We start from the raw sequence: 21845 nt of genomic DNA, 5'->3' as shown, positions 1-21845 counted from the left end.
GGCAAATCATGCAATCATAGGCAAATAGAAATTATTATCATTTTTATGCTTTTGTAGTTGATAACTATTTTTGTTTAGATTAAACTTCGTTCCAGTTAATGTTATTGAGATTGGTTTTCATTCATGTATATCTGTATTTGTCACGGCGTGACTGATAAAAAGATAGCTCAGGCAATTGATGATGGCGCAACAAGTATGCGTGAGTTAAGCAAAGAGCTTGGGGTAGGTACGCAGTGTGGAAAATGTACAAACTGTACAAAAAAAATCTTAAATGAAAAGCTGATTGAGATTGTTGATATTACCGATCAAGTCGCTTAATTAACACCAATTCATTAAAAAGGGCCTTATGGCCCTTTTTTAGTATCTAGGTTTTTATAACTATCTTATTACATTTGTGATTGTAGATAGTTCTCAATACCCATTGTTTTGATAAGACTTTGTTGAGTCTCTAGCCAATCAATTTGTTCTTCTTGTTCATTCAGAATATTATCAAGCGCTTCGCGTGAAATATAATCGCGCTTTTCTTCTGCCAACTTGATTGCTGCTTTGAGCTCATCAAGCGCCAGTTGCTCAAATTGCATATTCGCGGCTATCATCTCTTCGCTATTTTCTCCAATACGCAGTCGACCTAAGCTCTGTAAGTTAGGCAGGCCTTCTAGGAAAAGAATGCGTTCAATCAAGCGGTCCGCATTTTTCATTTTTTGAATAGACGTTTTATAGTCTGCTTTATCAAGCTTGGTAAAACCAAAATCTTTAAACATACGTGCGTGTAAAAAGTACTGGTTGATGCCTACAAGCTCGTTTGCCAATACCGCATTCAATGCGACAATTACGTCCTTATCACCTTTCATATCAACTCCTAACCAAGCTGTGATTGAATGTAGTTTTGTGTGCCAATCTTGTCCATAAGGCCAAGCTGTTGTTCCAACCAATAAACATGGTCTTCTTCTGTATCAAAAAGCAGTTTTTCTAATGTTTCGCGTGATTGGTAATCTTGTTCTTGCTCACAAATAGCGATAGCTTCTTTAACACTTTCAACTACTTCTAGCTCTAGTGTTAAGTCGTTTTGCATCATCGAACGAACATCATGACCAATCAGTAAGTCTCTGCGTTTTGTCATATTTGGCACGCCTTCAAGGAATAGAATGCGCTTAATCAACCAGTCAGCATGAGTTGTTTCTTCTTCCATTTCATGATTTAAGCGTTCATATAGCTTATTTAGGCCCCAATCATCATACATACGTGAATGAATGAAATACTGATCGATAGCTGCCAGTTCGTTTGCTAAAAGTGCGTTAAACGCATCAATGACTCTCTGTTTGCCTTTCATTTTGACTGCCTAATATAAATATTTGCCGCCAGTTTATATTATCGCTCTGGGGTGTCAATGAAAAATCTATAAAAATCATGCGGTTAAATATTGATTATAATTCGCATTACAGTTCATTTTTCTATCAATATGTGTGTTTACTAAAAAGCCCAGTGATTAAAATCCGCACTGGGCTTTTATCAGGAACGTACTATCAGAAACGTATTACGAGGCCATTTTGTTCTTTGAGAAAAATGGATACAGAGTAGGCAGTACGAACAGTGTGAGTATTGTCGATGTGAATAGTCCTCCAACAATGACGGTAGCCAGTGGTCTTTGTATTTCCGCACCAACTCCACTTGATAACAACATAGGCACTAGTCCTAGCGCAGATGTTAACGCAGTCATTAATACCGGCCTTAAACGTGATGTTGCGCCTTCAATGGTTGCATTGTATAAACTCTGTCCGCGCTTAATTCGCTGATTAATACTTTCAACCATCACCACGCCATTCAACACCGCCACGCCAAATAGTGTGATAAACCCTACCGAGCTTGGCACCGATAAGTATTGGCCAAAAAAGTACAAAGAAAACACGCCACCAATGATAGCTAGCGGTACGTTAATGAGTATGAGCAAAGCTTGACCAATTGAGGAAAAAGCAAAGTAAAGTAGCAGCGCAATTAGTAACAAAGATAAGGGCACAACAATACTTAGGCGCTTTTGTGCTCTTTGCTGGCTCTCAAATTGCCCGCCAATTTGCACTGAGTAACCAGTTGGCATCGAGACGTTATTGGCTATCTCAGTCTGGATTTGTTCGACGACACTGCCCATATCTCGCCCTTGCACATTGGCTTGGACAATGACGGTACGTTGCACGTCATCACGGCGAACTTGTGGCGGGCCAGCTTGCAACGATATGTTAGCAACATCACTGAGCCTTACCCAAGCACCGCTTGGTGCGAGTATTCTCAGGTCTCGCACTGCTTGGGGGGGGCGGCGGAACTGCTGCTGCAAACGCACATAAATATCGTATCTTTCATTGCCATTGATAATTTGCCCGGCCGTTTGACCACCTATGTTGTTTTTTACAACATCCATTACATCACCCACTGAGAGTCCATAGCGAGATAGTTGGCGACGGTTAGGGGTGATCACCAATTGTGCTTCCCCTGATATTTGCTCTAGTGCTACATCACGGGCTCCGGGAATTGTTTTAACCAAAGACTCAATTTGTTGGCCTGTTTTTGACAGCTGCTCAAGATCGGGACCTTGCAGTTTAATGGCTAGTTGCGCTTTTACGCCAGACAGCAATTCATCAACGCGGGTGGCGATTGGTTGCGAAAAATTAAGTAAAAGACCAGGGAAATCCTCGAGTTTTTCCGCCATAACATCTTGCAATTCATAACGGTTAGTTGCACTTGTCCACTGACTGACAGGTTTGAGTCCAATATAAATTTCAATGTTATTGACGGGTTCAGGGTCGCCGCCAATTTCAGCGCGACCTATACGACTCAATGCATAAGTGACTTCTGAAATGGTTAATAATTTCTGCTCGAGTATCGGTGCTACCTCCAAAGCCGTTTCTAAACTTGACGAGGGGGCCAAGGTTACTCGTAAATTTATTGTGCCTTCTTCCAGCTCAGGTACGAACTCAGTACCAATATGGGGCAAGGTAAACAGGGCCGCGATAAACAACGTAAGAGACGAAGCAACAACGAGTAAAACATTCGACATCGCCTTGCGTACTAGTTGTTGATAAAGCCGCTCAAGTGCGTTTAATACGTGGTTTTGTCGAACATTTACCTTAAATTGGAATGCATAACATGCCAATGCGGGCACGACAATCATGGCAACGGTAATGGCACTGAGCACGGCCAAAATGATACTGATAGCCATAGGCTGAAACAGTTTTGCTTCAACACCTTCAAAGCTAAATAAAGGTGTAAAAACAATGAGAATGATTAATGTGGCAAAAAACACAGGTCGTGCAACTTCCTTTGCAGCTTCTTTGATTGCTGAGCGTTTACTGATCCGTTCGTGGTTTTTAAGGTGATTAAACATATTCTCAACCATTACCACAGAACCGTCCACGAGCATGCCTATGGCGACGGCAATACCGCCCAACGACATTAAATTTGCTGAGATCCCAAGCCAAGCCATTGCCATGAGAGCGAGGGTAATAGAAATGGGTATCGAGATGAGTACCAAGAGGGTGGCGCGTAAATTAAGTAAAAATAGTGCGAGGATCACGATAATCAACACGAATGCAATGAATAGCGCATTGATAACGGTTGAGATTGCTTGTTCGACTAAATCAGATTGGTCATAAAACGGCACAAAACGAACGTCTTTAGGCAGGGCTGAATTGATAAGTTTGGCTCGTTGAGTAATGCTATCGATGGTTGATTTTGTATTGGCACCCATGCGTTTAAGCACGATGCCAGAGACGACTTCCCCGAGGTATTCAGGTTCGCCTTTATCATTACGACGTGTCATCGTGACCGCGCCTTGACGTATTTCACTGCCTAATTCAATGTTTGCTACGTCAGATACTTTTATCACAGTACCATTGATAGTTTTAACTGGCACTTGTGCAAGTTCTTCAAGCCCTTTTTGAGCATGGCTATACCAGCCGACACCTCGGACGACCATTTGTTCTTTACCACGGTTCATATACCAACCGCCCACGTTCTCATTATTACGTTCAAGCGCGTCAACCACGTCTTGCTGAGTAAGTTCATAAGCGAGTAATTGGGTCGGGTCGATATTAACTTGGTATTGCTTAACGTCACCACCAAACGAAAGTACATCGGTCACGCCATCTACCGGCATCAAAAGTAGCTTTACAACCCAATCGTTTAAGCTTCTCAGGGTCATTGCATCAAATTGTGTCTTATCATCGGCAACTAGCAAATATTGGTATATTTGTCCTAAACCAGACGTATTTGGCCCCATCTGCGGGGTCCCAAGTCCTTCGGGGATCAGCTCTTTGGCACTTTGTAAACGCTCAAAAACCAATTGTCTGGCAAAATAAATGTCCACCCCTTCTTTAAACACGATGGTAATGCCTGATAATCCGGTTTTTGAAATAGACCGAACTTGTGCCACATCGGGCAGAGCATACATCACAGCTTCAATTGGATAAGTAATGAGCTTTTCGACCTCTTCAGCGGCAAGTCCAGGGGCTTGCGTATTGATACTTACTTGCACATTGGTCACATCGGGAAATGCATCTAAGTTCAGCTTGGGTAACACAAACACACTGCTAGACATGGCCAATAAAAGTAACAGTAAAACGATTAAGCGATTATCGACTGACCAGTCTATTAAGCGATTAAACATAATGACATCCCCGCTTAATGGTTATGTGGATCAAAGCTGCCTTTGGCAAGCTGCGATGAAACGAAAAAAGCGCCTTGAGTAACTATTTCAGCGCCTTCTTTAAGGCCAGATACTTCAATATAATCGCCAAACTCTCGCCCTCTTGATACCTCAACAGGCCTAAAGCGGCTTTGCTCTTTGATAAAGACCTGCCAATCACCATCTTGACTGCGAGTCAACGCCGTCTCTGGAACCGCTAAAATAGCGTCTGTTGTTGGTTGATTGAAGTACACGCTGACAAACATCCCCGCGTGCAGTTTGTCGGTTGGGTTATCTACTTGTAAGCGAATAATGCGCGTGCGAGTTATCGGGTCAATAGTATGAGAGGCTTGGATCACTTTTGCACGATATTGACTGCCAGAAAACTGCAAATATGCAGAAGTGTGTTCGGTAATTGGTCGGCTATCCTCAGCGGGAAGGCGAGCTTCAACCCATAAGTTTTCTTCATTAGCCAATTGCAATAGCGTTTGGCTCACGGCTACTTGCTGTCCTTGTGCAAAATCGTCTTTGAGCACAATGCCATCAATTTTTGCAAATAACGTGTATTGCCCGAGTTTGGCATTTTGCGGGTTGTTTAATTGCAAAATTGCCGCTTGCTCGAGCCCCAAGGCTTTGAGTTTACCAAGGCTAGCGAGATATTGAGCATGTGCAAGCACTTGTTCGCTTTCGCTCACCGTTCGGTTATCCATATCCTTAACACGCAACCAATTACTGTGGGCAACAATATAATCGGCTTGTGCTTGCGCAATGGATTCACTGAAAAGTGAAACGAGCTTATCCCCTTTTTTTACATGCTGGCCCAACGCCACATAGCGTTTATTGACCACTGATTCGGTTCGTGGCGCAACGAGGTAGCTGGTATAACCGTTTTCTTTTAGCTCTGCTGGTGCATAGTATGTTGTTACACGTTTTTGTTTTTGGATCCGCATAGTTTCAATTTTGGCGAGCGCTTGCTGTATGGAAGATAGCTCAACCGCTTGATTATGTTCAGATTCAGACGCGTTTGTGGTGTGTGTGTTTTGTTCGTGTTCATGGCTGTGTTCTGCTCCTGCAAATACAGGTGCAGATGAGAAAAGTAACGCGAATACCAGCATACTCACGCTGTACATTTTAGCTTTTTGCATAATGATCTCTTATCCAATGCATCTAGGCATGGCTTTAATTTTTTGACTAAAAGCACAGAGTAACGACGTGCGAAGCTAGCACGCCAAATTTTGCATTACGCTGTGCATCAGGTTTTGGGGGCGATTCGCCAAGAAGAGATCAAACTTTTGGAGGTTTGTATTGCGTTTCTTTATGCATTTTCTCTAGTCCAAGAGAGGCGGCAAAACGCTCAGTGGTGATTGTTGTTGGTAAATATGGGAGATTCTTTGCGATAAACCAGTGCAGATGCGAGCCACTGCAGTGACCGCAATGATGGCAATCTTTGATGTTATGGCCATCTTCGTCATAAACAACAGAACTTGTTTTGTATTCTTTGCTATGTGTATGTTCGGTTTGCAAGTGCTCGACATCAAGTTGGTGCGTTTGTGATTCAGCAGCAAACGAGCCGACCGATTGCAGAGCAATAGTCAAAGCAATGATGATGCTGATGAAAATTCGTAAGTTCACTCACTCAACCAAAACAATAAAAAATACCAGCGCAAAGCTAACAAACATCTGAGTAATGGTCAATACAGATGGTTGGCAAACATAGGAACAAGGTTAAGTTCCATTTCTGGCTAGGATAAAAAGTGAATTACGGTAAACTGAGTTGGTAATTTGCTACGAGTTAAGAGAATGTACTCACCAGAAATATGCCAAAAAGCCCGAAAAAGCCGAGACCATCGTTTTGATGGCTTGTTTTATGTCGCAGTGAAATCAACAGGCATTTACTGTAGGCCAATTTGTCCTGCACCGGCTGCAAATGAAGAAAATGTTGAGTATTTTGAACACGCGCACAATGCTGCTGAAGCAGGATTCAGACCTTGTATTCGTTGTCGACCAGATGCTGCGCCGGGCAGCTATGCATGGTTGGGAGCGAAAACCACGGCTGTGAGAGCTAAAAAGCTGATTGATGAAGGTGCGTTAAGCACAGGCACATCGCATACATTGGCACAGCGCTTAGGGATCACACAGCGATATCTTAATAAGTTGTTTAAGCAATATTATGGTACTTCACCCAAGCAGTACGCACTTTATAAACAGTGTGAGTTTGCAAAGCAGTTATTACAACAAACACACTTGTCGGTATCGCATATTGCTTTTGCAAGTGGCTTTAACTCTCTTCGCCGTTTCAATGATGCGTTTGTGCGATTGTTCCAACTATCTCCGAGTAGGTTACGTCAATCAAAGCAGAACATTCATTCACATATCACATTATTTTTGCCATTTCGCCCACCTTATAATTGGCAGGTACTACGTCATTTTTTAGCAATGCGAATTATTGAGCCAATTGAGTGGTTAAATACCAACAGTTATGGACGAACTTATCAATTGGAGCAATATAATGGGAGTTTTGAAGCGCATTTCGATGGTGCTAATTGCAGATTTAAGGTCGATATTTCAATTAACGATGTTGCCGGATTACATCTCGTAGTGAGTAACATTAAGCGAGTGCTTGACTTAGATGCCGACCCCAATTTTATAGAACAACATTTGAAACAAGGGTTACCGAGGGGTTTTGAGCTAGTAGAAGGGCTTAGATTACCCGGTATTTGGAGTGAGTTTGAAGCCGGAGTGCGCGCTATTTTGGGCCAGCAAGTGAGTGTTCAAGCGGCAAGGAACTTATTAACGACGTTGGTAGCAGAGCTAGGGCACGTTAATCACGAAGGAAAAATCCTGTTCCCAACACCCAGCTCAATGGCGACTTGTGACTTTGAGTTCTTCAAAATGCCACAACGACGTAAAGAAGCTTTAGCCTTATTCGCACAGTACTTTGAACAACATGATCACCCATCACAGAACTTAGAGGAATGGCAAAGCATCAAGGGGGTTGGCCCGTGGACCGTCGACTATGCCAAGATGCGAGGGCAGAGTCATCCCGATATTTATCTCGGTACTGACCTAGGTGTTAAAAAAGCATTGGCAGACTATGAAGACATGAATATAAGCGCATGTGCGCCATTTCGTAGTTATTTAACTTTTCAATTATGGCAAAAATTATGATGTACCAGCATATTATGAAAACCCCTGTGGGAAATCTCACAATTCAAGCATCACAAAGCGGCCTGACGTATGTCGGTTTTTATCCCAAGGAGCAGTTTGGCAACACCCATAATTTACATACAGCCGCTGCCCAAAAACAGCTGGAAGAGTACTTTTCAGGGACTAGGCGCGACTTTAATTTACAGTTAGATGTTGCAGGCACGCATTTTCAAAAGGCGGTTTGGCAAGTGCTTATGTTAGTTGAATACGGTAAAACAAGTACTTATGGGTGGATGGCACAACAGCTTAATAACCCCAACGCGGTTCGAGCCGTGGGTGGCGCAAATGGTAAAAACCCGATTAGTATCATAGTTCCTTGTCACCGCATTATTGGCGCAAATGGCATGCTGACTGGCTATGCCGGCGGTGTAGAAAAAAAAGCATGGTTATTGCAGCATGAACAGCAAAATAAATTAATTTAGATATACTTAGTACAGCGTTATGCTCATTTGGAGATTGCTGCTTTGCTGCTCAGAGTTATTATTTGCATTTGCTTATTTGTGCTCAGTGTTGGATCACATGCTCAAACATTAAAGTTTTGCTATGAAGATAAGGAGTTGGCACCTTCGTACATGGGACGTGGGTTGATAGTCCCAACGGAAAGCCCTGGTGTTGTCATTGAAATTTTACGTATGGCAGAGCAAAAATTCGAAGGTTTAACGATTGAATATATTCGACAACCTTGGCAGCGCTGCTTACATGACATGAAACGTAACAAAGTTGACGCGGTGGTTGCGAGCTTTAGGGAATACCGAACAGAGTTTTTAACTTTCCCTATGGGAACCGAAGGCGAGGTGGACAAAACGCTTGCAATGAATGAGTTTGGTCGATGTTATGTGGGGGACAAAAACTTTATTCGTGATTTAGAGGATCCCAGTAAGGTATTGAACTTGGCAGTGCCTAATGGTTACTCGTCAGCAAAAAGCGTAGATGAAAGCAAATTTGCTAAAGTGGCGACACCTTCCCAACTTGATGCGTTCGAACTTGTGAATAAGCGAGTGGTTGATGGTGCAATTGGTTTGTGCATGATCAATGGCTTTCCAATTAAAGCGTTCCCTTATTCCACTAAGTTACATGCAAAGTATCCGCCGTTTGACAAAAGTTATGGTTACCTCGCGTTTTCAAAATTGTTTTACGCCAATAATCCACAGCTTGCAAAACAGCTTTGGCAAGAAATGATAAAGTTCCCCTATACCGAAGTTTATATGCTCTACTTAGAAGCTGATAATAAAGATATTAACAGTGATGACGGGAAACGTCCCGAAGCAAAACAGTAAACATGTTGCCAGTTTTTAGTTAAACTAGCGTCAGATAGCATAATTAGAAAGAACTATGGCACAACTTTACTTTTACTATTCAGCGATGAACGCTGGAAAATCTACCACTTTGCTTCAATCTGCCTTTAATTACCGTGAACGAGGAATGACACCGTTTATATTGACCGCGGCTATAGACAATCGCGCAGGCGTTGGCAAAGTTGCATCTAGAATTGGTTTGGAAGCGGATGCGCACATTTATGATGCGCATAGTAACTTAATGGATTTAATCGCAACTCAAAATAGTGTGCAAAAGATAGATTGTATTCTCGTCGATGAGTGTCAATTTTTAAGTAAGACACAAGTAAACTCACTGACAGACGTGGTGGATGATCTGGGTATTCCGGTTTTATGTTATGGCTTAAGAACCGATTTTAGAGGGGAGCTGTTTGAAGGTTCGCAATATTTGCTTGCGTGGGCTGACAAGCTTATTGAGCTCAAAACGGTGTGTCACTGTGGCCGCAAAGCAAATCGTGTTCTAAGAACGGATGAAAATGGCGTGGCAATAGCGGATGGTGCTCAAGTCGAAATAGGCGGCAATGATAGATACATTTCAATGTGTCGTGAGCATTATAAAGAAGAACTTAATAAGGTTTTAAATAAAAGTTAGTCTGTTTGGACATACTCGGTTGCATGGGCAATCTAGCAAATTAAGGAAGCAAAATGGCAGGTGCAAGCTTACTGACGTTATTAGATGATATTGCTACATTGTTGGACGATATTGCGCTAATGAGTAAAACCGCGGCTAAGAAAACAGCCGGCGTGTTGGGAGATGATCTAGCGCTTAACGCTCAACAAGTATCGGGCGTCAAAGCGGAAAGAGAATTGCCTGTGGTTTGGGCTGTGGCGAAGGGATCGCTGTTTAACAAATTGATATTGGTCCCGAGTGCTTTGTTGATCAGCGCTTTTTTGCCATTTTTGATCACACCACTGCTGATGTTAGGCGGACTTTTTTTGTGCTTTGAGGGCGCCGAGAAGATAATTGAGAAGTTGTTTCACTCAGCACCTGAACATGACAGTAGCGCAAATCTGCAAATTGAAGACCGAGTTGAATACGAACAAGATAAAATTAAAGGAGCAATTCGAACTGACTTTATTTTGTCTGCTGAGATCATTGTGATCGCGCTGGGTACAGTCGCCCAAGAAACATTCACTAATCAACTGGCAGTACTCAGTGTGATCGCTGTGGTCATGACACTGGGTGTATACGGACTGGTTGCGTTAATTGTGAAGCTTGATGATATGGGATTGTATCTGCTTGCTAAGCCCGGTGCGGGGAGTGTTACAAAAGCCGTTGGTAGAGGACTGTTAGCATTTGCTCCCAAGCTAATGAAACTATTAGCAATAGCAGGAACCTTGGCGATGTTTATGGTTGGCGGAGGCATTCTAACCCATGGCTGGCATTTTGTATCTGAATACATTGATGCAATGAGTGTCGAGATTGCATCTCAAAGTCTAACTGTATTAACTCATGTATTACCAAGTTTATTTAGTGCGTTGTTTGGTTTACTCGCGGGGATAATTGTTGTGATGGTCATATCGACACTCAGTTGGTGTAAATCTAGAATAAGCTCTTAATTTTAGCATTGCTTGTGTATCACAACACAAGCAATGCTTGGTTTGTTAGTTAAATCGCCAAGCCAAAAATCGGCTTTGTTTTTGCCCTTGAGCCATTTTTACCACTTTGATCTCTTCTGGTTCTAGTTTTTTTAGTGCTTTTTTGAGCGGGAAAAGATTGTCTTTGTTTGATACCAAGCAAGTGAACCAGCCAACTTGATCAGCAAAGTCTTTACTCTCGTTAATCATTGTTTTAATGAATCGCTTTTCTCCCCCTTCACACCATAGCTCGTTATTGTTTCCGCCAAAGTTGAGTGCATTGGTTGGGCGTTGATTTAGATTGCGCCATTTCCGTTCTGTACCTTGTGTTGCGGCTTGTTCGTCTGCGTGAAAAGGTGGGTTGCACATGGTGATATCAAAGTACTGATTTGGTTTGATGACTCCATGAAATATGTTTTGCGGATTTCGTTGTTGATGTAATTTAATTTTAAGCTTGTTTACGTCAATAATCGCTTGTGCGCACTTTAAGGCCGCAAGGTTGATATCCGTGCCTTCAAACTGCCAGTTATACTCAGCAAAGCCAATTAAAGGGTAAATGACATTTGCGCCAGTACCTATATCAAGTACTCTCACGTTTGAAAGCAATGAATCTTGACGTGTATTTTTGAGCAGATCGGCAAGCGCGTGAATGTAATCTGCGCGGCCGGGGACTGGCGGACATAGGAAATCACCACCCAACTCCCAAAATTGCACACCATAGTGGCGCTTCAGGAGTGCCTTATTTAAACATATTACGGCATCTCGGTTACTGAAATCGATGCTAGTTGTGTTTCTTGGTGTGACTATTAGAAACTTGGCCAGTTCCGGCAATGTATTAACCAGCGCATCAAAGTCATAGCCGTTTTTATGTTTATTTCTACTGTGCATGTAAATCCACTTAATTTCTTGCTGATTTATCATTATACCGAATAGTGACAAACACATGCCACTGGCAATTATTGAGTAATTGCAGGACCAGTAATCTACTGGTAGGATGAGTTGAATATAATAATAAACTTGTCAACACGATGATCGAACAAACATCTTTATCTATCAATTTTAGCCCTGAACAATCCTTGCATTTAAGATATATTGCTGCGCCAGATAGCAATGGACCAGCCGTTTTCTTTATGCACGGAGCGGTAGAGAATGGCAAAATCTTTTACACCGAAAGTAATAAAGGGTTAGCACCATTCTTAGCGTCTAAGGGTTATCGGTGTTATGTTGCTGATTTGCGGGGGAGGGGGAAAAGTTTACCTGTGATCTCGGCCAATTCTCAATACGGACAAACTGAAGCCATACTGGAAGATATTCCCGCAATGGTTGAATTCATTAAGCAACATAGTGGTGAGTTTCCAAGGTTTTGGGTTGCTCACTCTTGGGGAGGCGTATTGATGAATAGTTATTTTGCTCGCTTTGTAGGGTCGATCAAACAAGTAGATGCATGCGTTTATTTTGGAACCAAACGTAGTTTACATAACCATCATGTAAGTAAATACTTGCAAGCGAATTTAATGTGGTATGGATTGGCCCCTCTATATGCGAAAAAGCATGGATATTTACCCGCCAAAGCTTTGCGTTGGGGAAGTGACAATGAAACTCGCAAATCACATCAACAAGGAGCGCAGTGGGCCAAAAGAAGACCTTGGGTAGATAGTGATGATGGGTTTGATTATGCAAAACAGCTACGTACTTTGGTATTACCGCCAACATTACATATTGCAGGTGTTAACGATAAAGCATTGGCACAGCCAATTGATATAAAGAAGTTTATGGAAGAATCGGGGTTAGGTGTGCAAGAAATGAAAATTTACGGAAAGAAGCATGGCCATAGTCACAACTATGGCCATATAGACATGCTTACACATCGGCATGCACACAAAGATCAATTTAGGGACTTACTTGGTTGGTTTGAGCGTCATTCCCGTTGTTAAGAGCGTCGTTGATTTGTGCTTCATAATGGCGCCAGCTCGATAGGGGCGCTTTGCTGATTGGCTTACGCACCTGGGCTTTACTCAACGTTGTGACAGGTCGGTGATCGTTATAGAACTCTAAACATTCGGGTTCAAACCGTTGGCCAATGAAGTTGAGTACACGGGTGATTGTTTTTTTCGGCTGGACTAATAAGTCTTCGTATTTAATCGTTAGAATTGTTTTTGGCACGTATTGTTTAAAGTGCGCCATAACATCTTTTTCGGCGCGCGCATAGGTCATAAATTCAGATAACGAGCAGAAATAAGGTTCGTCAGCAGCAAAATGATTGCTAAAAACTGACCAAGCCGTCGCATTAATGTCTCTTGTTAAGTGAATGAAGCGGGCGTCGGGAAACAGCCTGTATATCAAGCCTATATTTTGAAAGTTTGCTGGCAGTTTGTTGATAACAACTTCATCACCGACACGATGCTTTTTAATTTCTTCTACATATAAACCTCGGCAATAGTCTAATGCCGAGTTACTTAAATTGACCATGCAATAAGGAAAATGTGTTTCTGAGCGTTTTTCAAGGAAAGGCACAATTGTATCGCTAATAACTGTACTCTCGCCCAAACTCCCAATTTCGCTGTGTTGAACTAACATTTGTTCTAATAAAGTTGAGCCGGTTCTAGGAAGTCCTAAAATGAAGGTTGGCGTAAATGTCGTTGCCACTCGATCTGTCGGTTTATTGAAATAGGCGTCACCAAACTGTGCTTTTAACTCATCAAAAAAGGGCAACATATTTTCTGTTCGAAAATCACAGAATGAAAATTGCATGTCATTCGCTAATTTAAATGACTCAAAAGCCTCTTTGTAGTTTTCAAGTCGGTGATGGCACTTACCCAATGCATACAGAGTCACGATTTTTAGACGTTCATCATCATATTCATTCAGCAGGCGTTCTAAAGGAACAAGGAACCTAGACAGTGATGATGGAGGGGTAATTTGAACCAACTCATAGAGCATATAGGTTGAAACAGGATGAACTGGACATGTTAGCCCTTGCTCAAAAGTTTTCTTGGCTTTATCTATGAAGCCATAGTTTAGATAAAATTGGCCCAATTCGTAGTGGGCTAGTGCACTGTCTCGGGCAGTACTTAGGGTATATTCAAGTACTGTTTTGGCATCTATTGGTGAACCAACTTTTATAAAACAATTAGCCAAGGCGAACAGCGGTTCAAGGTCTTTTGGTAAATGTTCGCAGGCTCTGCGCAAATAATAAATAGCACTATCATACTCTTCTAACTGGATGCATATACGACCTAAGCCGAACAATGCAGGGCCGTTTTTGTTATTTTCTTTCAGTACTGCTTTGAACATAAACTCAGCTTCCCTGAGCCTATTTTCCGCCATCAACTCGTTGGCTCTTTGGATTAATAACATGGTTGGATAGTAGATAACTTCAGATAACTAGATAATAAAAACAAAAAGGCGAAATAGCCAATGCCATTTCGCCTTTACTGCTGGGTTACAGTAAAAATTAGAATGTATAGGTTGCTTTCACGTAGTAGAAGCCGCCGTTAATACCATAAGGCGAGGTCTCGTAGTACTTACCACCCCAATTGTTGTTTGGAATGCCCGTAGCACGTTGGAAATCAAGCTTTTCTGGTTCTTGATCGAAGATGTTGTTAGCACCTAATGTAAGACTGATATTTTCAGTTGCGAAGTAGGTTACTTCCGCATCAAACGTTACAGACGGGTCAGCCATGATAGCGGTAGCATCATAGTCTACGTGTACACCTTGATACTCACCAAAGTAGTTGTAACGAACAAAGCCTGTGAAGTCTTCCCACTGCTGAGTCCAAGTAAGAGTTGCGCGGTGGTTAGGTAAGTCTTTTTCCAAGCGCTGAACTTTGAAATCACCCGTAATAGCCGAGAATTTATCAACTTCGGTGTCATTCCAGTTATAAGCAAATGCAAAGGTTGAATAACCACCGAACAAGTCCATTGAATAGTTTGCTACTACGTCAACACCTTGTGTGGTTGTATCAAAGTCATTAGTAAAGAAACTTACCTGAGCTATGCTATCAACATTAGGTACGCCATCCGCCTTCAATGCGGCTTTTTGAGCTGGTGTTAAGTCGATTTTATCCGACTGGCTGATACGATCTGAAACTTGAATGTTGTAGTAATCAATCGTCATGAATAAATCACCAGATTGATAAACAGCACCCAATGTATAGCTATCTGATTCTTCTGGTTGAAGTTCTGTACCACCTAAAATTTGTGATACAGGGTTAGTTGGTGGTAGCAATGCTGAGTCAACTAACACACCGCTGCTCAAGTTCGTTTGTACGTTACTCACGTTTGCCTGACCAACCGTTGGTGCACGGAAGCCAGTGCTTACAGAACCACGGAACGATAAGTCATCCGTTGCTTGGAACTGTGCTGTGACTTTATAGTTAGTCGTTGAACCAAACGAATCATAGTCTTCGAAGCGAAGCGCCCAACCCATTAAGAACTCTTCTGTAAATGGCGTTTCAATGTCGATATACGCTGCATAGTTACGGCGGCTATATTCGCCTGCCGCTGAAGGTTTAAAACCAGGGAAACCGTTCGAACCGATACCGAAACCTTGTTCCGTTAGAGGGCCTGCGATAAAGGATGCCTCATCACCTGCAATCACTTCGAACGTTTCTTCATGCCACTCTAAACCGCCCGCAACGTTTACGTCATAAGCAAGGCCAAAATCATAACCTTTTGATATATCAGCGTTAAAGTTTTTCTCAAGCTGAATGTATTTACCTGGGCTAAATTCCATTGGCGTTTCTGCACCAAGTGACGCATTTACCGTGTTGGTAATAAAGTAACGAGATTCGTTACGGCCAACCGAGCCACTTAAGTCGTAGTATGCACCTTTCATGAATCCATCAGAAATTTCACCTTTGGTACCAATAGTCAAAGACGTATCTGTGATATTACCGCCAAAGAACGGTGTAAAGCCGGCTGGCAAAATTTCGTTAAACGCAAAGCAATTTGAAGCTGCAAGAGAGTTGAGCGCATCTTGATCTGGTAGGCCATTTGCCTGTATTTCAACAACAGGACAGTTGAGTTGTGCATCATAACCGTCATTTGAGCCAACAAGTACAGTTGGTGTTGCTGCATCCCACGCTGCTTGCTGTGTTTCATCGGTAGGGTGTCGTCTAGTAGGTACGCCATCAACTAAACGGACAACACCGCCGTAAACGCCTGGACGAGTTGTTGGGTTACGATAGTAGAAGCCACCTTTTACGTCACGCTCTGAGTAGTTACCAAACATGTAAAATTGCGAGTCATTCGAGAGGTCTAGGCCGACGTTACCGAATAATGAAATATCATCTTTAATTTCAGGTGCACCCCAAACTTGAGCTGGGTTACGTACACCGGCCAAACCAGCATCTGTGAACGCTTGTGCATCTGGTCGTTGAACGCTGCGGCTTGTAGGATCGGCATTTTTGTATTGGAAGCTTAAGTTTGCAAAACCATCGTCAGAGAATGGTAAGCCGACGTTACCTTCAAAGGTTGTAGTATCGCCATCACCTTCAAAATATTGGCCGTGCTTAACAGAGAAGCTACCGCCCTCTGACGCATCTTTTAGTACAAAGTTGATAACGCCCGCGATCGCGTCTGAACCGTATTGAGCCGCGGCACCATCACGTAGAACTTCTACTTGCTTGAGCGCGATACTAGGAATAACAGAAATATCAGGCCCTTGTGCACCGTCGTTAATACCGCCGCCTAAGAATGCAATCACCGAAGAACGGTGACGACGTTTACCGTTAAGTAGTATTAATGTGCTGTCCGCAGGAAGACCACGCAAGTTAGCTGGACGAACCAAAGAAGCTGCGTCACTGATTGGGTTTTGATGTACGTTAAGTGATGGCACTGAACCTTTCAAAAGCTCTAGCATGTCGTCGCCACCAGCTTTACTTAATTCTTCACCACCGATGATATCGACTGGTACTGGTGAGTCACCGACCGAGCGTGGTGCAGCACGTGAACCAACGACGGCAATTTTTTCAATTTTTTCTTTCTTTGCACCATCTTCTTCCGCCATCGCGGTAGTAGAAAATATACCGACCGTGGCAGTTGAGGCGATTGCATAGGTAATTGCACGACTAATCGCGTTTAGTTGTAGTTTCATCCTGTTTCCCCAGTTTGATTATTGTTGTCATAAGCTTTACATAAAACTCATGCTTGCTTTTATTTTCAACTTATATATACATATCATTAACTTGGGATGCAAACTTTCTTTGCACCCGTTTTAACCGTAGCAGTGATTTTGGTAAAGGCAAATTTTTAAATAATCTTGTTGTATTACGGAGGGTTAGATAAATAAAAACTTCAAAAAATGGCAAAAATATAGGGTGAAATGAAATTTTTAATGCAATATGAGAGGCGGTTAATTGTTCACAATTTGTTTTGTTTGTATGTAATTTGACCACTCTCTGCGTTTTTGTCGATAGACATCCCATACACAAGGACAGCAGCTGCCTCCACCGCAACATTCATCAGATTTTGGTTTTTGTGGCTCTTCGAGTTGTTTTGTTTTTTGGCTATTCATCGTTTTGTGACACGCTAAGACTAAAATCACATAGTATCATCAAATGAAAATTTGCTAAACTTGGTACAAATAGTTTGAAAACGGCACTTTATGAAGCTGATCAGAGTTATACACAAAGCGCCTATACGTGTTGTTCGTATAGGAAAACGCAGACAGCAAGTAAGGTTGCGACGGGTAATGCTAGAGCTTAAAGCCGCGTTGTCACAAGAAAAACAAGAAACAAAAGAAATGCTCGAGATTTATAAACGCTATACCTTGGGCAATGCGGATAAAGAAGAACTCAAGATAGCCAATGACCAGTTTCTTGATTTACTGAAAGGGCTTGGGCTAGGTGTATTTGCTGTTTTACCATTTGCGCCTATCACTATTCCGCTTATCGTCAAATTGGGGCAATGGGTCGGCGTCGATGTATTGCCAAGCTCATTTTCTTCTGGGAATAAATCATCGCGTAAATAAGTGATTTAAGGCATATAACTTGTTATTCTTGGAGCAAACTTGCTACGAGTATGAGACAAATTATGATGCGCGGATTACTTTTTCATGCCAAGACAGGCATTCCTATTCATTTTATCGTTAGATCACAATTGGAAGAGTGGTTAACCACTCAAGACAAATTGCTTAAAACTATCGTTGTTTCAGGTAAATCTGATAGTTCAAAGCCATTTTTGATCCCAAATCTTGAAACATCAGAACTTTCTTCTGTTGTTTGTGTTGTGGATTCTCTGGATTCAATGTGGCTTGGGGGTGACTTGGCAAAGCAGTTACCTCAAGGTGTATACCAAATTCAAGGAAACAGTCAGTTTGTAGAGCAACAAGCGCTCGCTTTTGTTCTAGGCGCATATCAATTCTCCGCCTATAAAGCAGTATCGAAAGTAGAGGCACAGCTTGCCATTTCAGATAAGCAAATCTTTGATGAAGTGATGCAGTGTGCTCAAGCTATTTATTTGGTGAGAGATCTTATTAACACACCTGCTGCGGATATGATGCCACAGCATTTAGCTGAAGTAATGACAGAACTGGCAGAGCAGTTTGGCGGTGAGTTTAGCCAGATCATTGGTGATGAATTACTTGAACAGAATTATCCAACGATCCACATGGTTGGTCGAGCGAGTGACAACAAGCCGAGATTATTAGATTTAAATTGGGGTAATGAAAAGCACCCCAAGTTGACTCTAGTTGGTAAAGGTGTGTGCTTTGACTCTGGCGGTTTAGATCTAAAGCCTGCCTCAGGTATGCGCAACATGAAAAAAGATATGGGCGGAGCCGCACATGTGCTGGGCCTTGCTCACATGATCATGGCCGCGAATTTGCCTGTTCGTTTGCGCGTGTTGGTGCCAGCGGTAGAAAATGCCGTGTCTAAAAATGCATTTCGACCAGGGGATGTGATCAAAACGCGCAAAGGTATTACGGTTGAGATAGACAATACGGATGCCGAAGGCCGATTGGTACTTTGCGACGCGTTAGCAGAAGCGCAAAATGAATCACCAGATCTGCTTATTGATTTTGCTACTTTAACAGGGGCGTGTCGTGTGGCGTTGGGCACTGAATTACCCGGTTTTTTCAGCACAGACACGCAACTAGCGCAGGATTTGATGCAACAAGGATTAGCGCATCAAGATCCTGTTTGGCAATTGCCATTGTTTGGTCAATACAAAGATCTCTTTAAAAGCGACATAGCTGATATTGCAAACTGTGGTGCCACGCCGTTTGGTGGAGCTATCACCGCAGCTTTATATCTTAAAGAATTTGTGGAACCAGCAAAAACACCTTGGGTGCATTTTGATGTGATGGCATGGAACTTACGTCCATTACCGGGCCGTCCAGTCGGTGGTGAAGGGCTAGGGTTGAGAGCAACATTTAATTATTTACAAACTCGTTATAACGGAGCGTAAATAGTGAGTTGAAAGCAGGCATTCATTTATGCCTGCTTTTTGCGCGGTTAGTTTTCAGGGATATTCGCTAAAATTGCTTTCATCTGCTCCCAGTACAATCCGACCGTGTCAATTTTTACTTTTTCGTCGGGTGAATGCGGGAACTTAATCGTAGGACCAAATGAGATCATGTCCATATTCGGGTAAGGTTCTTTGAATAAGCCACATTCAAGACCCGCATGGATCACCATGATGTCAGGCTTTTTACCATAAATACCTTCGTAAACATCGCGGAAGATCGCGGTTACTTGTGAATCTGGATCAGGTTTCCAGCCAGGATATGCACCTGAGAATTCCACTTCGGCACCTGCTAATGAAGCGAGTGAGCGTAATGTACCTGCCACATCTTCTCTACCTGAATCAATCAGAGATCGTATTAAACATAGTACTTCCACCTGCTCATCATGCGTCGAAATAACGCCCATATTCAGAGATGTTTCAACGACGCCAGCAATATCATCACTCATGCGCACGACGCCATTTGGGCAAACGTTCAACAAGGCCAGTAATTGGTTTTGACTTTGGCTAGTCAACGGCGATTGTGACGGTTCAATGCTCTGTGCGGATAAACAAATATTTGTTTCAATGCTCGCAAGCTCTTCCTTTATAAGCTGTTCAAATTGCATGAGTGAATGCTTGAATTGTTCAACTTGAGATTGTGGTAGGGCGACACGAGCGTACGCTTCACGCGGAATGGCGTTACGCAGAGAGCCGCCTTTGATAGACACGAGTCGTAAATCAAAGCCGTTGATATGATTTTTCAAAAAGCGGGCGAGCAGTTTGTTCGCGTTAGCTCGACCAGTATGAATATCTACGCCGGAGTGACCGCCTTTGAGGCCTTTCAGTACGATTTCAAAATGGCTTAAATCCGAAGCGTCTTCGCGTTCAATCGTTAATTTGAGGCTCGCGTCTACGCCACCAGCACAGCCCATGTATATTTCGCCTTCTTGCTCAGAATCCGTGTTAAGCAAAATGTCGCCTTCTAGCCAGCCTGCTTCCAAGCCAAATGCGCCGGTCATGCCTGCTTCTTCGTCAATCGTGAGTAATACTTCTAAAGGACCATGCGCGATGTCGTCAGCGGCCAAAACAGCTAGGCAGGATGCCATGCCAATGCCATTGTCTGCACCCAAGGTCGTGCCTGTCGCCGTTACCCATTCACCGTCAATATAGGGTTTGATGGGATCTTTGGTAAAATCATGTTCCGTATCGTCATTTTTTTGTGGCACCATATCGATGTGGGCTTGTAAAACAACAGGCTTTCTATTTTCCATACCCGCAGTGGCCGGTTTTTTAATAAAAACATTGCCGACTTTGTCACGGCGAACGTCAAGGCTTTGCGAGTTTGCCCAGTCAACAATATACTGTGCGAGCGCTTCTTCGTGTTTTGATGGATGAGGTATTGCGCAGATCTGGTCGAAAAACTGCCAAATTGCTTGTGGTTCTAATTGGCTAATTTCAGTATGTGGTTTAAACAAAATGCTTCCCCTACTTAAATGAATCCGCGGATTTTATCATTCAAGTAGGGGACAAAGCGATAGCTTTATTTACAGGCGTGTACCGCCGGCGCTATCAATTCGAGACCGGTTTTATCACATGGTGCTAAAGCAGCGTTACTTTGCGCGATAGGTGTGATTCTGTCACCCCACTTAATGTAGCTTGCCGCCCAAGTTAAACCGGCACCGAATGCTGCAGACATGATGTTGCTATGTGGTTTTATTAAGCCATTTTCTACTGCTTCACACAGTGCGATGGCGATGGTCGCCGCTGATGTGTTACCGTATTTATCGATATTGACCATCACTTTATCATCAGCAATATCAAGACGTTGTTGAATCGCTTGAATGATACGTAAGTTTGCTTGGTGTGGAACTAATACATCAATATCGTCTAGTTGCAGCTTGGCTTGAGTTAGTACGTCATCACATGCCTCGCTCATGCCTTTAACCGCGCGCTTAAATATTTCGCGGCCTTCAAATAGCAGATCAGACGGGCCCGCTGGCTGATACTTATCCATATCAGTGCCGTAATTTGCAATGTGCAAGATGTCTCGGTCCTGGCTATCACAGCCAGTTTTTGTGCCTAGCAATCCACAAGGCTCTTCACTTGCTTCTAACACGACGGCACCAGCACCATCGCCAAATAATACGGCGCTGTCTCGTTTTGCCCAGTTTACATACCAGGTCATGCGCTCGGCGGCGACAACAACGGCACGCTTAATCATTCCAGCTTGAATTTGTGCTGTCGCGTTTTGTAGCGCGTATAAAAATCCAGAACAAGCCGCATTGGTATCACAGGCCGCGGCGCCAGTTGCACCGATATTTTTTTGTACCAATGATGCTGAATTTGCAACAACTGTTGAAGGTGTACAGGTGGCTAGCAGAACAAGATCAATATCTTCGCCACAAAGCCCTGCGCACGCTAATGCATGTTGACTTGCAACTGTGGCAAGTTCAACCGTACTTACGTGACTGATTCTGCGCTCTTTGATACCTGTGCGGGTACTTATCCACTCGTCATTGGTATCAACGATTTCGCTTAATTCGTCATTCGTTATTTTGGCTGGCGGAACGCATTTCCCCCAACCTGTAATTTTTGCATAAATCATA

20 protein-coding genes are annotated in these 21845 nt (G+C 42.9%); 9 read left to right on the top strand and 11 right to left on the bottom strand.

The annotated features are described in order from the left end of the window. Positions 1-123 precede the first annotated feature (123 nt). A complete protein-coding gene (locus tag AC5FX4_RS19685) occupies positions 124-318 on the top strand; it encodes a bacterioferritin-associated ferredoxin (RefSeq protein WP_070983077.1) in 195 nt (64 codons plus the stop codon). A gap of 68 nt (positions 319-386) precedes the next feature. Here the strand turns inward: AC5FX4_RS19685 and bfr (AC5FX4_RS19680) are convergent, their stop codons facing one another. From bfr (AC5FX4_RS19680) to AC5FX4_RS19660, 5 genes are all read right to left on the bottom strand, one after another. Continuing rightward, complete coding sequence (bfr, locus tag AC5FX4_RS19680) at positions 387-851, bottom strand: bacterioferritin (protein WP_493608118.1); 465 nt, start codon at positions 849-851, stop codon at positions 387-389. Positions 852-859: 8 nt separating this feature from the next. Then, positions 860-1330, bottom strand: a complete 471-nt coding sequence (bfr, locus tag AC5FX4_RS19675) for a bacterioferritin (RefSeq protein ID WP_493608117.1) — start codon at positions 1328-1330, stop codon at positions 860-862. 204 nt (positions 1331-1534) lie between these two features. After that, on the bottom strand, positions 1535-4654 hold the full coding sequence (locus AC5FX4_RS19670) for an efflux RND transporter permease subunit (RefSeq protein WP_493608116.1): 3120 nt from the start codon (positions 4652-4654) through the stop codon (positions 1535-1537). 14 nt (positions 4655-4668) lie between these two features. Beyond that, positions 4669-5817 (bottom strand): efflux RND transporter periplasmic adaptor subunit, encoded by a 1149-nt coding sequence (locus AC5FX4_RS19665; RefSeq protein ID WP_493608115.1) that lies wholly within the window; start codon positions 5815-5817, stop codon positions 4669-4671. 139 nt (positions 5818-5956) lie between these two features. Next, positions 5957-6304, bottom strand: coding sequence for a hypothetical protein (locus AC5FX4_RS19660; protein WP_493608114.1), 348 nt, complete (start codon positions 6302-6304; stop codon positions 5957-5959). A 168-nt stretch (positions 6305-6472) separates the two neighbouring features. Between AC5FX4_RS19660 and AC5FX4_RS19655 the strand changes: the two genes are divergently transcribed. From AC5FX4_RS19655 to AC5FX4_RS19635, 5 genes are all read left to right on the top strand, one after another. After that, positions 6473-7840 carry a DNA-3-methyladenine glycosylase 2 family protein gene (locus AC5FX4_RS19655; protein WP_493608113.1) on the top strand — a complete coding sequence of 456 codons (1368 nt, stop codon included), beginning with the start codon at positions 6473-6475 and terminating at the stop codon, positions 7838-7840. Next, positions 7837-8301, top strand: coding sequence for a methylated-DNA--[protein]-cysteine S-methyltransferase (locus AC5FX4_RS19650; protein ID WP_493608112.1), 465 nt, complete (start codon positions 7837-7839; stop codon positions 8299-8301). The genes AC5FX4_RS19655 and AC5FX4_RS19650 overlap by 4 nt, the downstream gene beginning before the upstream one ends. A gap of 150 nt (positions 8302-8451) precedes the next feature. Continuing rightward, the gene (locus tag AC5FX4_RS19645; protein WP_493608111.1) at positions 8452-9156 is read left to right on the top strand and encodes a substrate-binding periplasmic protein; all 705 of its coding nucleotides are present in this window, start codon (positions 8452-8454) and stop codon (positions 9154-9156) included. Between the two features lie 55 nt (positions 9157-9211). Then, positions 9212-9805 carry a thymidine kinase gene (locus AC5FX4_RS19640; RefSeq protein WP_493608110.1) on the top strand — a complete coding sequence of 198 codons (594 nt, stop codon included), beginning with the start codon at positions 9212-9214 and terminating at the stop codon, positions 9803-9805. A gap of 53 nt (positions 9806-9858) precedes the next feature. Continuing rightward, entirely contained in the window at positions 9859-10773 is a 915-nt protein-coding gene (locus tag AC5FX4_RS19635; protein WP_493608109.1) for a DUF808 domain-containing protein, read from the top strand. Positions 10774-10818: 45 nt separating this feature from the next. On the opposite strand, the gene rlmF is transcribed toward AC5FX4_RS19635, so the two are convergent. Then, entirely contained in the window at positions 10819-11679 is an 861-nt protein-coding gene (rlmF, locus tag AC5FX4_RS19630) for a 23S rRNA (adenine(1618)-N(6))-methyltransferase RlmF (RefSeq protein ID WP_493608108.1), read from the bottom strand. Positions 11680-11819: 140 nt separating this feature from the next. Here rlmF and AC5FX4_RS19625 point away from each other — a divergent pair, with 140 nt between their 5' ends. Continuing rightward, the gene (locus AC5FX4_RS19625; RefSeq protein WP_493608107.1) at positions 11820-12725 is read left to right on the top strand and encodes an alpha/beta fold hydrolase; all 906 of its coding nucleotides are present in this window, start codon (positions 11820-11822) and stop codon (positions 12723-12725) included. On the opposite strand, the gene AC5FX4_RS19620 is transcribed toward AC5FX4_RS19625, so the two are convergent. The 3 genes from AC5FX4_RS19620 to AC5FX4_RS19610 form a co-directional block, all read right to left on the bottom strand. Continuing rightward, the gene (locus AC5FX4_RS19620) at positions 12682-14148 is read right to left on the bottom strand and encodes a tetratricopeptide repeat-containing sulfotransferase family protein (protein ID WP_493608106.1); all 1467 of its coding nucleotides are present in this window, start codon (positions 14146-14148) and stop codon (positions 12682-12684) included. The genes AC5FX4_RS19625 and AC5FX4_RS19620 overlap by 44 nt on opposite strands. A gap of 97 nt (positions 14149-14245) precedes the next feature. Continuing rightward, on the bottom strand, positions 14246-16888 hold the full coding sequence (locus AC5FX4_RS19615; RefSeq protein WP_493608105.1) for a TonB-dependent receptor plug domain-containing protein: 2643 nt from the start codon (positions 16886-16888) through the stop codon (positions 14246-14248). A 258-nt stretch (positions 16889-17146) separates the two neighbouring features. Beyond that, entirely contained in the window at positions 17147-17308 is a 162-nt protein-coding gene (locus AC5FX4_RS19610; RefSeq protein WP_493608104.1) for an oxidoreductase-like domain-containing protein, read from the bottom strand. Between the two features lie 90 nt (positions 17309-17398). Between AC5FX4_RS19610 and AC5FX4_RS19605 the strand changes: the two genes are divergently transcribed. Together AC5FX4_RS19605 and AC5FX4_RS19600 are read left to right on the top strand one after the other, a co-directional pair. Beyond that, a complete protein-coding gene (locus AC5FX4_RS19605; protein WP_493608103.1) occupies positions 17399-17764 on the top strand; it encodes a hypothetical protein in 366 nt (121 codons plus the stop codon). A 65-nt stretch (positions 17765-17829) separates the two neighbouring features. Beyond that, positions 17830-19200 carry a leucyl aminopeptidase family protein gene (locus AC5FX4_RS19600; RefSeq protein WP_493608763.1) on the top strand — a complete coding sequence of 457 codons (1371 nt, stop codon included), beginning with the start codon at positions 17830-17832 and terminating at the stop codon, positions 19198-19200. Positions 19201-19247: 47 nt separating this feature from the next. On the opposite strand, the gene AC5FX4_RS19595 is transcribed toward AC5FX4_RS19600, so the two are convergent. Both AC5FX4_RS19595 and AC5FX4_RS19590 read right to left on the bottom strand, forming a co-directional pair. After that, positions 19248-20714, bottom strand: coding sequence for an aminoacyl-histidine dipeptidase (locus tag AC5FX4_RS19595; RefSeq protein ID WP_493608102.1), 1467 nt, complete (start codon positions 20712-20714; stop codon positions 19248-19250). Positions 20715-20779: 65 nt separating this feature from the next. Next, positions 20780-21844, bottom strand: a complete 1065-nt coding sequence (locus AC5FX4_RS19590; protein ID WP_493608101.1) for a ketoacyl-ACP synthase III — start codon at positions 21842-21844, stop codon at positions 20780-20782. Between the last annotated feature and the right edge of the window lies 1 nt (position 21845).

It is taken from the genome of Pseudoalteromonas sp. ATL1, from assembly GCF_058933015.1.
Note: the sequence above shows the minus strand (reverse complement) of the source record. Positions and strands in the feature narration are given on the sequence as shown.

Coding starts and splice junctions, on each gene's coding strand:
- AC5FX4_RS19625 (WP_493608107.1), top strand. CDS start 11,820: ATGATCGAACAAACATCTTTATCTATCAATTTTAGCCCTGAACAATCC.
- AC5FX4_RS19605 (WP_493608103.1), top strand. CDS start 17,399: ATGAAGCTGATCAGAGTTATACACAAAGCGCCTATACGTGTTGTTCGT.
- AC5FX4_RS19685 (WP_070983077.1), top strand. CDS start 124: ATGTATATCTGTATTTGTCACGGCGTGACTGATAAAAAGATAGCTCAG.
- bfr (WP_493608117.1), bottom strand. CDS start 1,330: ATGAAAGGCAAACAGAGAGTCATTGATGCGTTTAACGCACTTTTAGCA.
- AC5FX4_RS19645 (WP_493608111.1), top strand. CDS start 8,452: ATGGGACGTGGGTTGATAGTCCCAACGGAAAGCCCTGGTGTTGTCATT.
- bfr (WP_493608118.1), bottom strand. CDS start 851: ATGAAAGGTGATAAGGACGTAATTGTCGCATTGAATGCGGTATTGGCA.
- AC5FX4_RS19670 (WP_493608116.1), bottom strand. CDS start 4,654: ATGTTTAATCGCTTAATAGACTGGTCAGTCGATAATCGCTTAATCGTT.
- AC5FX4_RS19650 (WP_493608112.1), top strand. CDS start 7,837: ATGATGTACCAGCATATTATGAAAACCCCTGTGGGAAATCTCACAATT.
- AC5FX4_RS19600 (WP_493608763.1), top strand. CDS start 17,830: ATGCGCGGATTACTTTTTCATGCCAAGACAGGCATTCCTATTCATTTT.
- AC5FX4_RS19610 (WP_493608104.1), bottom strand. CDS start 17,308: ATGAATAGCCAAAAAACAAAACAACTCGAAGAGCCACAAAAACCAAAA.
- rlmF (WP_493608108.1), bottom strand. CDS start 11,679: ATGCACAGTAGAAATAAACATAAAAACGGCTATGACTTTGATGCGCTG.
- AC5FX4_RS19590 (WP_493608101.1), bottom strand. CDS start 21,844: ATGATTTATGCAAAAATTACAGGTTGGGGGAAATGCGTTCCGCCAGCC.
- AC5FX4_RS19620 (WP_493608106.1), bottom strand. CDS start 14,148: ATGTTATTAATCCAAAGAGCCAACGAGTTGATGGCGGAAAATAGGCTC.
- AC5FX4_RS19665 (WP_493608115.1), bottom strand. CDS start 5,817: ATGCAAAAAGCTAAAATGTACAGCGTGAGTATGCTGGTATTCGCGTTA.
- AC5FX4_RS19635 (WP_493608109.1), top strand. CDS start 9,859: ATGGCAGGTGCAAGCTTACTGACGTTATTAGATGATATTGCTACATTG.
- AC5FX4_RS19640 (WP_493608110.1), top strand. CDS start 9,212: ATGGCACAACTTTACTTTTACTATTCAGCGATGAACGCTGGAAAATCT.
- AC5FX4_RS19655 (WP_493608113.1), top strand. CDS start 6,473: ATGTACTCACCAGAAATATGCCAAAAAGCCCGAAAAAGCCGAGACCAT.
- AC5FX4_RS19615 (WP_493608105.1), bottom strand. CDS start 16,888: ATGAAACTACAACTAAACGCGATTAGTCGTGCAATTACCTATGCAATC.